At 41.8% G+C, this 13,260-nt stretch carries 11 protein-coding genes; 5 read left to right on the top strand and 6 right to left on the bottom strand.

Translation table 11 applies throughout. From position 1 onward, the window contains the following. Window positions 1–122: 122 nt before the first annotated feature. Genes WKT13_RS08015 through WKT13_RS08025 form a run of 3 tightly spaced genes read left to right on the top strand, consistent with a single transcriptional unit; the run spans window position 123 to window position 3,907 of the window. The gene (locus WKT13_RS08015; protein WP_340323496.1) at window positions 123–839 is read left to right on the top strand and encodes a gliding motility-associated C-terminal domain-containing protein; all 717 of its coding nucleotides are present in this window, start codon (window positions 123–125) and stop codon (window positions 837–839) included. A gap of 42 nt (window positions 840–881) precedes the next feature. After that, window positions 882–3,704, top strand: a complete 2,823-nt coding sequence (gene uvrA / locus WKT13_RS08020) for an excinuclease ABC subunit UvrA (RefSeq protein ID WP_340323497.1) — start codon at window positions 882–884, stop codon at window positions 3,702–3,704. 32 nt (window positions 3,705–3,736) lie between these two features. After that, a complete protein-coding gene (locus WKT13_RS08025) occupies window positions 3,737–3,907 on the top strand; it encodes a hypothetical protein (RefSeq protein ID WP_340323498.1) in 171 nt (56 codons plus the stop codon). A 787-nt stretch (window positions 3,908–4,694) separates the two neighbouring features. Here the strand turns inward: WKT13_RS08025 and WKT13_RS08030 are convergent. The 5 genes from WKT13_RS08030 to WKT13_RS08050 form a co-directional block, all read right to left on the bottom strand. Then, a complete protein-coding gene (locus WKT13_RS08030) occupies window positions 4,695–5,306 on the bottom strand; it encodes a hypothetical protein (RefSeq protein WP_340323499.1) in 612 nt (203 codons plus the stop codon). Between the two features lie 183 nt (window positions 5,307–5,489). Then, window positions 5,490–6,155, bottom strand: coding sequence for a hypothetical protein (locus tag WKT13_RS08035; RefSeq protein WP_340323500.1), 666 nt, complete (start codon window positions 6,153–6,155; stop codon window positions 5,490–5,492). Between the two features lie 211 nt (window positions 6,156–6,366). After that, window positions 6,367–6,765, bottom strand: coding sequence for an Imm50 family immunity protein (locus WKT13_RS08040; RefSeq protein ID WP_340323501.1), 399 nt, complete (start codon window positions 6,763–6,765; stop codon window positions 6,367–6,369). Between the two features lie 84 nt (window positions 6,766–6,849). Then, window positions 6,850–7,422 (bottom strand): hypothetical protein, encoded by a 573-nt coding sequence (locus WKT13_RS08045; protein ID WP_340323502.1) that lies wholly within the window; start codon window positions 7,420–7,422, stop codon window positions 6,850–6,852. Between the two features lie 615 nt (window positions 7,423–8,037). Beyond that, window positions 8,038–8,625, bottom strand: a complete 588-nt coding sequence (locus WKT13_RS08050; RefSeq protein WP_340323503.1) for an SMI1/KNR4 family protein — start codon at window positions 8,623–8,625, stop codon at window positions 8,038–8,040. A gap of 212 nt (window positions 8,626–8,837) precedes the next feature. Here WKT13_RS08050 and WKT13_RS08055 point away from each other — a divergent pair, with 212 nt between their 5' ends. After that, entirely contained in the window at window positions 8,838–9,665 is an 828-nt protein-coding gene (locus WKT13_RS08055; RefSeq protein ID WP_340323504.1) for a hypothetical protein, read from the top strand. A 184-nt stretch (window positions 9,666–9,849) separates the two neighbouring features. Here WKT13_RS08055 and WKT13_RS08060 read toward each other — a convergent pair whose 3' ends face one another. Next, entirely contained in the window at window positions 9,850–12,063 is a 2,214-nt protein-coding gene (locus WKT13_RS08060; RefSeq protein WP_340323505.1) for an alpha-L-fucosidase, read from the bottom strand. Between the two features lie 299 nt (window positions 12,064–12,362). Between WKT13_RS08060 and WKT13_RS08065 the strand changes: the two genes are divergently transcribed. Then, a complete protein-coding gene (locus tag WKT13_RS08065) occupies window positions 12,363–12,596 on the top strand; it encodes a hypothetical protein (protein ID WP_340323506.1) in 234 nt (77 codons plus the stop codon). Window positions 12,597–13,260 lie beyond the last annotated feature (664 nt).

The raw sequence follows: 13,260 nt of genomic DNA on the forward strand, positions 1-13,260 counted from the left end.
CATAAAATTGTCCGTACGACAACATTGTGTAAACAACTGTTCAAAAATAATTAAAAAAAACGGCGATAACAAATTTATTGTGTATTTTTGCATTTATAATCACACAAGACAAGATCTTTTGTATGAACCACAAAATATTTTTTCTCATCATATCCTTATTGGTCGGATTTGCCAAAGTATATGCAGACGAGTATCCCACGATCAATCCTTCAGCCATATTCATGACTCCCGACGGCGAGGAGACAGGCACAAGCTATTCCGGCGCAGCGCCTCTGACCGTAAAATTTCAGGCCAACCCAGAGAACACCGACGGATGGACAGCCCACTACGAATGGCGCTTCTCCCTGGAAGAAGCCGAAGAACCTTACCTCATCCGCTACGAACAGGACACTGAATACACATTCACCAAGGCTGGACTGCACAAAATCGTGGTTTACGCCACTTTCACAAAAGGTGACGAACTGGTGGAATATACAAAGGAATATTGGGACGAAACCGGTCCAATGACCGTTTCCATATCCGAAAGCAAGCTGGAGATGCCCAACGCATTCTCGCCAAACGGCGACGGCATAAACGACATATACAAAGCCAAGGACGGCTATCAGAGCCTCATAGAGTTTCACGCCTACATATTCAACCGCTGGGGACAGAAGCTATACGAATGGAGCGACCCGGCCGGAGGATGGGACGGCAAGTACAAGGGCAACGACGTGAAAGACGGCGTATACTTCGTACTCGTGGAGGCAAAGGGTGCCGACGGCAGAAAATTCAGCATAAAGAAAGACGTCAACCTTCTGAGAGGATTCACAGAGGATGGAGGTTCGGTGTCAGGCAACTGAAACAAACAGAAAAACACTATATTCAATAGGTAGGTTTATTTTATGGAAAACGAAAAAATCAATGTATGGGGCGCACGCGTCCATAATCTGAAAAACATTGATGTAGAGATACCGAGAAACAGTCTCACGGTGATTACCGGACTGAGCGGTTCGGGCAAGTCGTCGCTGGCCTTCGACACCATTTATGCCGAAGGACAACGCCGATACATCGAGACTTTCTCTGCATACGCACGCAACTTTCTGGGCAACATGGAGCGGCCCGATGTGGACAAGATCACCGGACTGAGCCCTGTCATCAGCATAGAACAGAAGACCACAAACAAGAATCCGCGCTCCACTGTGGGCACGACAACCGAGATATACGACTATCTGCGACTTCTCTTCGCACGAGCCGGCACGGCCTACAGCTATGTGACTGGCGAAAAAATGGTGAAATACACCGAAGAGAAGATTCTGGAAATGATCCGAACCCACTACAACGGCAAGCGCATATACATCCTCGCACCGGTCGTAAGACAACGCAAGGGGCACTATCGAGAGCTTTTCGAGAGCCTGCGCCGCAAAGGCTATCTGTATGCGCGCGTCGACGGCGAGATAAGCGAGATAACGCGAGGCATGAAGACCGACCGTTACAAAAACCACAACATCGAGGTTGTGATAGACAAACTGAAGATGGAAGAAGGCTATGTGGAGCGGCTCAAGAAGAGCGTGTCAACGGCCATGAAGGAGGGTGACGGACTTATAATGATATACAACAAGGACGCCGACGAAGCCAAATATTTCTCAAAAAGACTCATGTGCCCCACTACGGGCATATCATATAAGGACCCGGCGCCAAACATATTCTCGTTCAACTCGCCCGAAGGTGCATGCCCTCGATGCAAGGGTCTGGGCTATGTGAACGAGATTGACATAAAAAAGGTGATACCAGACGACTCGCTGTCGATACGCAACGGCAGCATCGTTCCACTCGGAAAATACAAGAACCAGATGATTTTCTGGCAGATAGAGGCACTGCTGCAGAAGTACGACTGCGACCTGAAGACTCCGATAAAGGACATTCCGGAAGATGCGTTGAACGAGGTGTTGTACGGCTCACTTGAGAATGTGCGCATAAACAAAGAGCTCATCCACACATCGAGCGACTACTTCGTGGCCTTCGACGGAATAATAAAATATCTGCGCAGCGTGATGGAAAGCGACGACTCGGCCAACGGACAGAAGTGGGCCGACCAGTTTCTCGCCACATGCACATGCCCGGAATGCAACGGACAGAGGCTCAACAAGGAGTCGCTGTCATACCGCATCTGGGACAAGAACATATCCGAACTGGCTGCCATGGACATGAGTCAGCTGAGCGAATGGCTAAGTGAGGCAGAAACACACATGGAGAGCAAGCAGCAGAAGATAGCGGCAGAGATTGTGAAGGAAATACGCACACGAATAAACTTTCTTCTTGATGTAGGCCTCGACTATCTGTCGCTCAACCGCCAGTCGGCCTCGCTCTCCGGAGGAGAGAGCCAGCGCATAAGACTTGCCACACAAATAGGCTCACAGCTCGTCAATGTGCTCTACATCCTCGACGAGCCGAGCATCGGTCTGCACCAGCGCGACAACGAACGTCTGATAAACTCGCTCAAGAGCCTGCGCGATCTGGGTAACACCGTTATTGTGGTGGAACACGACAAGGACATGATGCTAAGTGCCGACTACATCGTGGACATCGGTCCGAAAGCCGGACGCAAAGGCGGCGAAGTGGTGTTCCAGGGCACACCGGAGGAGATGCTCAAGCACGACACCATCACCGCCGGCTATCTCAACAACACACTGAAAATAGAAATACCCGAACACCGCCGCGAAGGCAACGGCCACAGCCTGTGGATAAGAGGCGCACGCGGCAACAACCTGAAAAACGTGGACGTGGAGTTTCCGCTCGGCAAGCTGATTGTAGTCACTGGAGTCAGCGGCTCGGGCAAGTCGACACTCATCAACGAGACACTGCAACCCATCCTGAGCCAGCACTTCTACCGTTCACTGAAGAAACCGATGCCCTACGACTCTGTAGAAGGCATTGAGTTCATCGACAAGGTAGTGAACGTCGATCAGTCGCCACTCGGACGTACGCCGCGCTCAAACCCCGCCACATACACAGGAGTGTTCAGCGACATACGCTCGCTGTTCGTCAATCTGCCCGAAGCAAAGATACGCGGATACAAACCGGGACGCTTCTCCTTCAACGTGAAGGGCGGACGCTGCGAGGCATGCGGAGGCAACGGATACAAGACCATAGAGATGAACTTCCTGCCAGACGTGATGGTGCCATGCGAGGTATGCCACGGCAAGCGCTACAACCGCGAGACGCTCGAGGTGAGATATAAGGGAAAAAGCATTGCCGACGTGCTCGACATGACCATCAATCAGGCCGTGGACTTCTTTGAAAACGTGCCCAACATACTCCAGAAAATCAAGACCATACAGGATGTTGGACTGGGATATCTGAAACTCGGACAACCCTCTACCACCCTCTCCGGAGGTGAAAGCCAGCGAGTGAAACTGGCCACCGAACTGAGCAAGCGCGACACCGGTAAGACGCTCTACATCCTGGACGAGCCGACAACGGGACTTCATTTCGAGGACATCAGAATACTTATGGACGTGGTGCGCCGCCTCGTTGACCGCGGCAATACTGTAGTCATAATAGAACACAACCTTGACGTGATAAAACAGGCCGACTACATCATAGACATGGGACCGGACGGTGGACGCAACGGAGGCACTCTGCTCTCGGCCGGAACACCTGAAGAGGTGGCCGAAAGCGACAAGGGATATACGCCGCGATTCCTGAAAAAGGAACTTGAGGGCTGACACCGTCTATGCAGAAAACACGCACGGTCTGCATGACTCAGTCTGTAAAGATCGTCTTTGCGAAGTATTTCGGAGACGACAATGACAACGACAACCGCAAATACATGATATTCAATCTCTCGCCTAAAGAGTTGTGGATTGACAGCAATAAATACGAAAACTTCAGACAGTTGATTTATCATTTCAGAGGCAGACGCATATAAATGCACAAAAACGGAACAATGCAGACAGGCATGCAGACGGCAGACAAAACTACAGTCAGACTGCATAAACCTGTAAACGCGAACTGCGTGGCAAACATAGACAGAACGCCGGAGGTCAGATAAATGGTCTCCGGCATTTTATTTCAATCCAGAAAACAACACGTTCTATACATTGCGGAACTATTTCATGAAACATTTTTTAACGCCTATTTAACGCGGAAAATCCATCAACTCCTCTTTTATCTTGAAAAACGCGGAAAATGGCGACCTTTCACAATCAGCTGTATACCAGGCACTTAACACCATACCACCATTCTGTATATACACCTTCGCACTGCAAAACAGCCCATTTCAGCCTCTGATATTGCCTTTGTTGCCCCCTGATATGGTGCATATTACACCCTGATAAAGGCATTATCAGACCACAAAACGGCCTTTATTGTAGCGCAGAGACGAACACAAGGCGACGCAGCATTGCTTGGTGTGGCATGAAGGACCGTTAATCGCGGCACATCCTTCATCTGGAAGAACAGCGCAAGATGATTTTTCCGACTTCTGAATTTAACATTTAGGAAAGGCTCTTTCGATCATTTTGTGCTAACAGAAGTTAAATTCAGAAAGTTCCGTCCTTTAGTTTCTTTATTTTAATAATCCTGTTCCGCTTATATTCATATTGTATAAATAACAATAACATTGCTTTTATCATTCAAGAAATCAATTTTAGGTCATTGTTATTTATTTCATATATTGCCATATATTATTCATTGCATCATTGATTGTATTTTTGCTATGACTTCCTGATTAATATCTTCATTTCTCCCAATGTGACGTTTCTGTTTTTAGGATATTTATTTCCCCAGATTACAGACTCAAGAGAATTGTAAAGAATTCCTATACTTGACACATTATCTGATTCCTTATCACAATAATCCTTCAGAGCTTTATTAAACAATGAAAAAAGCAAGGATATATATGTTTTATTTTTTGTAGTATGACAATAACTTCCCATGCAGCCAATAGCTACGTTGACAGTCTCTTCATAAGATTCATCGTCCATTTGGATGAATTTACACAGCAAATCTTCATAATTTCCAGCTAAATCCCAATAACTACTGCTACATAATACTTTCAGAGCAACAGATGTAACCGGATCACAAAAATATTCCGTATTGACAAACTTCTCAATCAGGGCAATATTATCACTTGTCGGTTTAGTGCAAAGACCAAAAGCCGCAATGCCATTGTGAATTCCATACAAAAAATAATCTTGATATGAACATTTTTCGATTCTATTTAATAAGTTTGTCAGGTTCAAGATTTCTTCTTTTGACAACTCAAAAGTCCATTTTGCTTTTTCAAACAAAGCAGACATTTCCTTTTTACTAATTTGCAATTCCATAAGCTTTATTTAATATTTTATTTATTCTATTCATTTGTGAGTCTATCTCTTTAATGGTGTTGTCTCCGACATCCATTTTCAGGCTCTACAGCCTGCTGTTGCCGGCTGACAAAAGCGGGGAAGATTTTGTCATAGCCGGATGTTTCAGCGTCGGTGAATATGAAGAACTATACAGAGATTTTTTTAGACAAAATGTAATTCTGCATAAAAGCATCCACCTTTAATAATGTCGTATCCAATAATATTTTCTTGTTGCATAGCATTAATTATTCGTTCTGAAAAGAAAAAGCCGCCTCCTTGTGGATACAATAAATCATAATTATTATATGCCTTTCCCAATGTAACTTTTTTCAAACAATAATCATTTGGAGCGTTATAGTATTCGATGCGATCATTGAATATCTTAGTAATTCCATTGTCAAACATATCTTCAAATATACATTTAGGATAAACAAATTCAGTATCTGGTATCATTGGAATAAATAATAGATAGAAATCTTCAGTATGACCTTCTATGAATATTCTTTTAAATACATACTCATCTTTTGAAATTTTCAATTGTTCAAAGATCCTTTTTATATTATTACTAACGACCGCAACCAAGCTTAAACAAGCTGGTGTAAAATCCATGAAATCTATAACATTGCTTCTTTTTAAAAGTTTACCCAAAAGGTTATCCGGCATATCGTCATAAAAATTCCTTTGATTTTCAAAATAGACAGAAATGGTTTTAGCTTTATCTGAAATATATTTCAAGAAATTTTTGGACTCTATGCTGATTGTATGAGGCATTTCATATCTACCTCTTATTTTTTTATCTAAAGTAAAAGACAATTGATAATATTTCATTTTACAATAAGTTGTGTAGTGAATGTTAAATACAATATAGGTATGAAATTTATTATTATCCATACTACTATACCTATACTATAAGTTGTTGTTTTTTATAAAAAAACGTATGATTATTTATTCTTTGTCCTAAACAAATTTATGAGTCAATCATGACATATAACAATTGATAACCACAATATTTTAAGTAAAACATATGTTACTTCAACACCTAATATTGTTGGTATCCGGACATACTTTTTATATAACTCCATTTTGAGAAGAAAGATAATTTAACTTCTCCTCCACTGTTTGTTATCGTAATCTTACTTTTATCAATTGCCATTTTCTCACATTTTAAAACACATCCCTTTTTAAAGTCCTCATCTATATTAAAGTCAATGAATTTTACACTTAGAAAGCCGAATACAAACTGAACTATATTTACCTTTCTTTCTATCCACTTAGAAGGCATATCTTTAGGCATATCCTTTATGTCAAATCTTATATCTAACTCAATGTCTTCACCTGTTATTATTGCAAATTCATGGATATATATAGATTCCAAACTTGGTAAAATACCATTGTACAGTTTCTCTACTTTTTCTTTTCCATCAATAATTGACCACATAAATATTTCATTATTCATTTATCATAAATACATATAATATAATTTCTATCGCCGTAGGTGTAGAATATCTCCACTCCGCTATTATTAAATATAGCTTGTCCAAATGGAATATAAATCATTCAGAAATGTCTGTGAGGCTGTTCTCTTTATAATTTTTAAGCCTTGTATATACATTAACCATATAGGATTTATCCTTTGGGAATTTTTCAACATAATGACCATGTGACCATAGTCATTATCATTTTTATTCCTTGAAAAAAATTGCTCCCAATGTAAAGTATCGTTATTATGTACGATCACTTCTCCCCAATAAATTCCCGCATCTATCAGCAATGAACGTGACTTAACGGTTAAGTCCCAATTCTCGATAGTTATGTAAGTCGGGACTCTTTTCTTTTTCTCTTCTAATTCTTGCTTTGAAAGATTTTCCGAATTTATACTATTCAATAAAAACAAGTTTAATTCAGCTAAAGAATGGATGGAATAATCTTGCTGCCACATCTTGCCTGTATATTGTTTAACAGCATGATTAAGTTCGGCCATTCTTTGTTCTTTATTCTGATAGAACCATTCTGAATATTTCATCAGTTCCTTTCGGGAACGATTATGGAAATCGAAGCCGAAAGGGAGATTATCAATAATTTTATACTCATTCATGGACTATTGCTTTTATATTGTTACGTTCCGGTTACTTAATGCCATATCGTTTGTCATTACATTATGGATAAGCTAAAAATAAAGAGTACCCAGGCAAGCACAAAACATATTATGCTTATAATACACCATATTGTATTTCGTTTTTTTGAACTCTTTTGAAATATCTCAAAATATACAAGATACTTGTTTTTTCTCCATATAAAAAATAATTAATCGTTAGCCCTGGTATTACAGAGACTATGACGAAAGTTATCTTATCTACACCGACTAAAGACACATCCGGGATTAATATGGACATGAAATTTATTGATGTCCATGTTAGTAGTGCAGTGAATGTAGATATTAGTATATCAGTAATCGTTGAGGCTGAACTTAATCTTGGATTAGATAATGCACTAATAGCATCGTTAAAAATAGACTTATCGCGTCGTTTATCCATCTTTTTCTTATGGAGCAAATTATATAACGAACGAGTTAGCGAGTGTATATATTTATACAAGAAGACATCTGTTCGTCTATTACATTCGAACATGCCATAATACAATCTATTCCAAAAATATATTACTTGCTCCATATTAGTTATCAGCTACTTCACTCAATACTATTCTATAATTATCACAAAGCGACCGGAGTTGTCGGAACATCTTCACTGATACAATGCCCATCAGCATCAAACAGGGCAAATATTCTTTCAATCTCAGCAGTAATCATGTCTGATAATGAATTCCATGATTTAAGAGGTGTCGCATCATACGGACTACAATAGTATACTTTATTATCCAGAGTATTAAGATAAAGCTTTGAACCGTCATATTCATAAGTTCCAAAAAAGAACATTTCCGGTGATGAATTCTTTGGCCTTTCATACTTCTGGATATCTTCAAGACTGAACGGATACCATGAATCCAAATCTGATCTGTCGTATGATGCCCTGCAACCATGCAGTGCCAATGTGCAATTCATTATATCAAAGCCATTGGCGACATTCATCAGAAAGTCCCTGTAAACTTCAGGAATAGCGCATCCCAGTCTTTTCTCCAAATCGCATACTTCTGCTTCTGTAATACAGGGGTACATAATGTTAAGCCAGGCATATTCGGCAATATGAGGGGCCTTTCCTGTCAGCAACGCTCCATTTTCTGAACGAGTAACTCCCAAATGAGAGAACCGCATCAACAGATTTTCTAATTCATTCTTTTCCATGAGCATTCTATTGTTTGACGGTTAATACTATTCTTTCCGAGTTTATCGCTAACGATAACGTAAAAACAATGTCCATTTACAAATATATGAAACATTCTTCATAATACATTGCAATGAACCGACCAACTTTATAATGATTTGAATTTATTCAGAATCATACAGTTAATAACCATCGATTTTATTATCTTTGTTATTATATAAAACAAACAGTCATGAAGCCGAAGATAACAAGAGAATCACCGCCAACCAGCAGCTGGGTCCTTGCACAATATTACTCTGTCATTATAATATCGGCATCAATCATCCTATTATGGATAGATACATTCATCGGAATACTGATTATAGCATTGGCCTTCCTGCTCGTTCTGCCGGCTCTGACTGTGTCTGTCATTTCCGTTTTCACTTCTTTACCATACAACACACATCACAAACGGATTCTTCTGATATGGCATGTTGTCAATATTCTTGCATTCTTTCTATGGCTTTATAATCCCAACGATAAGTGCGACGCCAACATAATGGAGAAGCATTATCTGGAATATCATGCAAAGATGGATGACTTGTATCGTAACGTGTATCATCAGCTAAAACCCGGACGTGGCATTTACATCGAATTCGAGAATGGGAAAATCTCGATTTTTCATGTATCGATAAAAGATATGCAAGGGGAAACCGGTTGGGATCCGAGTAAAGAGAAAGTTGATTCACTTCTGCTCCTGTCCGGTATGGACAGAACGGATCTGGATTACATTGAGAATGCTTTGGACGACATACATTGTATCTCAATATCGGTTACGGCATCTCCCGAAAAGCCTTACGGAATCGGATTCAGACGAGTACTCCTCGATAAATATGATTATCTGATTTATCCCAAGACCCTGTCTCCCGAGAAACAGGACACGATCGGTTCGGACCAGGGAAATATATTGTACTCTCCACGAGTGGTATTCAGATATAACACAGGAGCCATCGGCAATTTGAACTTCCCCGGCAAGGAAGAATATCTGCAATCAAGAAAAAATGCACAATGCGATAATTAGGTCTTGCCATCATCTCTTGTGCTCCCAATATGAAATATCATCATCATCACCTTGTGTCTAAATACAGATTGTTGTTGTTCACAATCTGACTATGTACACTCCTATACATTGGGTTTAAGTAAAGTCATACGAAAAATATAATCTCTGTCTCCTTGATTTATATGAAAAACAATATATGCCGGATTTAAAAGAAATCGAGCTCTGCCATGGAGGCGTAGCCTGAGTTTGCGGCGGCCTCAGTCATTTCTATCTTCACATATCGCGCCATGCACGGTTTCTGGAAGTAATGATAACGTTTCACAGGATCATTTATCAGATTGCCGAAAGTGAAGTCCTCGGCCTTCTGCCAGTCCTTTCCGTCGCGGCTTATCCATACCGTGCCACGCTCCATCATACCTTCTTTGTCGGCCTTCTGCGGCGTGTAGGCAAAGCCTTTCAGAGTAAGCTCGCGACCCAAATCCACGGCGAGCGAACAGTCGGCAGCACCTTTCTCGCTGCGCCAATAGGTGTCGGGATTTTCGTCTATGGCTTTCGCCGCCTCGTGTCCGCTTTGCTCGCTGCCACAGACCGAAACCTTCCAGCCACTCTTCACATAGCCCAGCTGTTCGCGATATACCGCTCCAGCACGGCCGTTGAGCACCGACACGGCACGCAGCTCCTGGTTAGTGGTCTGTATCGGGCCGCTGTATTCGGTGCCATGCTCGGCCGGATCGTCACCGTTCAGAGTATAGTATATCTTGAAACCGGCATTCAGATTTGCTGCCACATCCTCCCCATGTCTCTTCCATCTGAAACCAAGATCCATAGGTTTTATCTCCACCGTTCCGTCCAGACTGCGACTGGCAGTGAGCTGCGGCGGACGCGAATGATAATAATGAGCCGACACCTTGGCAATACCGGCCTCCTTGCGCATCTTTGGGAAACGCAGACGCAGGCGGTCGGTGGTGACGTCGGCAAAACGCAGAATGCGCTTGTAGCCGATGTTGGTGGCACGTGCCAGTTCCTTCCATCCGCCGTCAACCCATGCCTCCAGGACATGTTCCTCCACACGTTCGCCACGCTTGGCTATGGCTTCCTGTATGAGCAGGCGGTTGAAGGTTATGGGACGCGGCGTGGTTATTACTATTTCCGAGTTTTCGTACACGCTGACGTAAGTATCAAGTTTGTTGTCGAGCAGCTTGCGCGGACCTGAAGCCCCGTCGAGCAAGTCGGTGTCGTAGGTCTCGCATATGCGCCGGCCCACTTCGTGCAACACATCGACATCCGTGTCCGAAAAGCGGCCGTCGCGGTTTGGCGGAATGTTGAGCAGGAATACGGAATTGCCTCCCACGGAACGCTCGTATATGTCGAATACATCGTCGGCATTGCGCACTCTCTGGTTGGTGTCGTCGCGATAGAACCATCCTTCGCGTATCGACGTGTCGGTTTCCGGATACTGATAATGCAGATATCTGGCTTCATACAACCGCTCACGGCTGCCGACATCCTCCGCCACGATATCGTCATAGTGTGTCATTGTGTCGGGATTGTGCTGGAATGGCACCACATTCCACTCGGTGTCGCGAGTATGCCCCGACTCGTTGCCGCACCAGCGTACGTCCTCGCGGCCGTAAATAACGGCATCGGGCACCAATGTCCTTATGAGCTCGCGCCATGCCGTGTAGTTGTATCTCTGTCCTCCCTTCCGCTTTGGATGTGCTCCGTCAAACCATATCTCGTCTATAGGACCGTACTCGGTGAGTATTTCGAAGAGCTGACTCATGAAATACTCGTTGTAGTCATCGGCCATAAAGCGGAATGTCTTCTTGTTCTTGAACGGTCGGCCCTCAACCGGTTTGGGTATCGTACGCATGGTGTATTTGCTCAGGTTGCCGTAAAGGCCTTCCGGACTTTCTATCTGATAAAGGTCGGCAGGCGACAGATATATGCCAAGACGCAGACCGTACTTGCGGCACGATTCGGATAATGAGCGCAGAATGTCGCCCTTACCGTCCTGGAACGGGCTCGACATAATGCCGTGCTTCGTATATCGGCTCTGCCACAACACGAAACCGTCATGATGCTTCACAGTGAGTATTACAAGCTTCATCCCGGCAGCCTTGATGGCCTCACACCATTGGTCTGTATCCAGATTCTTAAGATCGAACACGGCAGGATCTTCCATTCCGGATCCCCACTCCATGCGAGTGAACGTATTCGGACCGAAATGCACGAAAGCAATGAACTCACGTTCCATCGCCCGCAACTGGTTCTCGGTAGGAACAACATGCGCCGCCTTCTCAATGATTACCTCCTTCGGATCATCCGGCTCAATCTTGATGGTATTGGCATATTTAATGTTCTGCCCATACACAGACGCCATCACACCACTTAAAACGATTGTTATTATCTTCCTCATATTTATATTATGGATATAATGTATGTCATGTCAAAAGTCTCTCTATGTCGTAACTGCCTCACAGAGGCCTTTCTAATGTTGTATGTAGTCGTAAGATTTAGTATTGACAAAAATACAAAATTAATTCAATATAGTCTGTTTCTAATATCGTAAAAGTTCTATTATAATATCATATAAAACCATTTCCAGATATTGTTTATTATTATCATCTTAAACAAAAATATAATAATATCGGATCACTCAATCGTATTTCACTATACTCACAAAAGAGCACTTGTGTTAAATATTATCGTAACTTGATGAAAGATAATAATATCTCAGAACTGCAGCTTGGTAAATATAATATTATTGATTCTGCTGTTAAATCTGGATTTGAACTTGTCGATGATATTATAAGATTCTGTGATAAAGTTTATTATTATTTCCCATACATATATAATTTTAATGCAGGATCTTTCGGACGTATAAAAGGTGTTACTCAAAAAGAAAATAAAACAGGCGGCTACATAAGTAAATATACCGGACCATTCTGAAAAGAAGTCAACATATGATTACGCATATGGCTTCTTCTATCCGATCATTTGTGGGTTGACCGAACTAATGAAAATTGAGAATAACAAACTAAGTTGGATCATCAATCCTATGACAATTAACTTCAAATCTGACGATATTAAACAGTGCCTTTTATACTGATACAATTAAAGAAATGCAATATGATCCACAAAAAGTTGGAAAATCAGGATTATCATATAAATCAGCAGATATCGTGATGAGCAATATTATCAATAGTACAAAATAAATTTATATGTACTAATTAAAATCAACCTGGCATTAGAATATATCACTGATGTTGGGTTGATTTTTATATAATAGGTAGTATATAAAAACCTAAATAAATCCTATTTATAAAAAATTCATAGGTATGTCTATTTAAAATTATAAGTTCTCCTATATCCGGAGAATTATATATATCATAGATCAAAATTATCCATTGATACATTCTCACCCATTACCTACCTTGACATAACAGCGTTAACATAGAACATCCATCATATACCAGACAATATTGCCGTACCTGTACTGTCAGCACCATAACATACATACAAACTCTTCCTCAATACATATAACAGGCTTACATACAATAAAGATGAGCAAAATAATATATAATATTCCGCAGACAGAAACACTTATATATAT

Source organism: Prevotella sp. HCN-7019 (genome assembly GCF_037890215.1).
Lineage (GTDB): Bacteria > Bacteroidota > Bacteroidia > Bacteroidales > Bacteroidaceae > Prevotella.

Coding starts and splice junctions, on each gene's coding strand:
- WKT13_RS08015 (WP_340323496.1), top strand. CDS start 123: ATGAACCACAAAATATTTTTTCTCATCATATCCTTATTGGTCGGATTT.
- uvrA (WP_340323497.1), top strand. CDS start 882: ATGGAAAACGAAAAAATCAATGTATGGGGCGCACGCGTCCATAATCTG.
- WKT13_RS08025 (WP_340323498.1), top strand. CDS start 3,737: ATGACTCAGTCTGTAAAGATCGTCTTTGCGAAGTATTTCGGAGACGAC.
- WKT13_RS08030 (WP_340323499.1), bottom strand. CDS start 5,306: ATGGAATTGCAAATTAGTAAAAAGGAAATGTCTGCTTTGTTTGAAAAA.
- WKT13_RS08035 (WP_340323500.1), bottom strand. CDS start 6,155: ATGAAATATTATCAATTGTCTTTTACTTTAGATAAAAAAATAAGAGGT.
- WKT13_RS08040 (WP_340323501.1), bottom strand. CDS start 6,765: ATGTGGTCAATTATTGATGGAAAAGAAAAAGTAGAGAAACTGTACAAT.
- WKT13_RS08045 (WP_340323502.1), bottom strand. CDS start 7,422: ATGAATGAGTATAAAATTATTGATAATCTCCCTTTCGGCTTCGATTTC.
- WKT13_RS08050 (WP_340323503.1), bottom strand. CDS start 8,625: ATGGAAAAGAATGAATTAGAAAATCTGTTGATGCGGTTCTCTCATTTG.
- WKT13_RS08055 (WP_340323504.1), top strand. CDS start 8,838: ATGAAGCCGAAGATAACAAGAGAATCACCGCCAACCAGCAGCTGGGTC.
- WKT13_RS08060 (WP_340323505.1), bottom strand. CDS start 12,063: ATGAGGAAGATAATAACAATCGTTTTAAGTGGTGTGATGGCGTCTGTG.
- WKT13_RS08065 (WP_340323506.1), top strand. CDS start 12,363: ATGAAAGATAATAATATCTCAGAACTGCAGCTTGGTAAATATAATATT.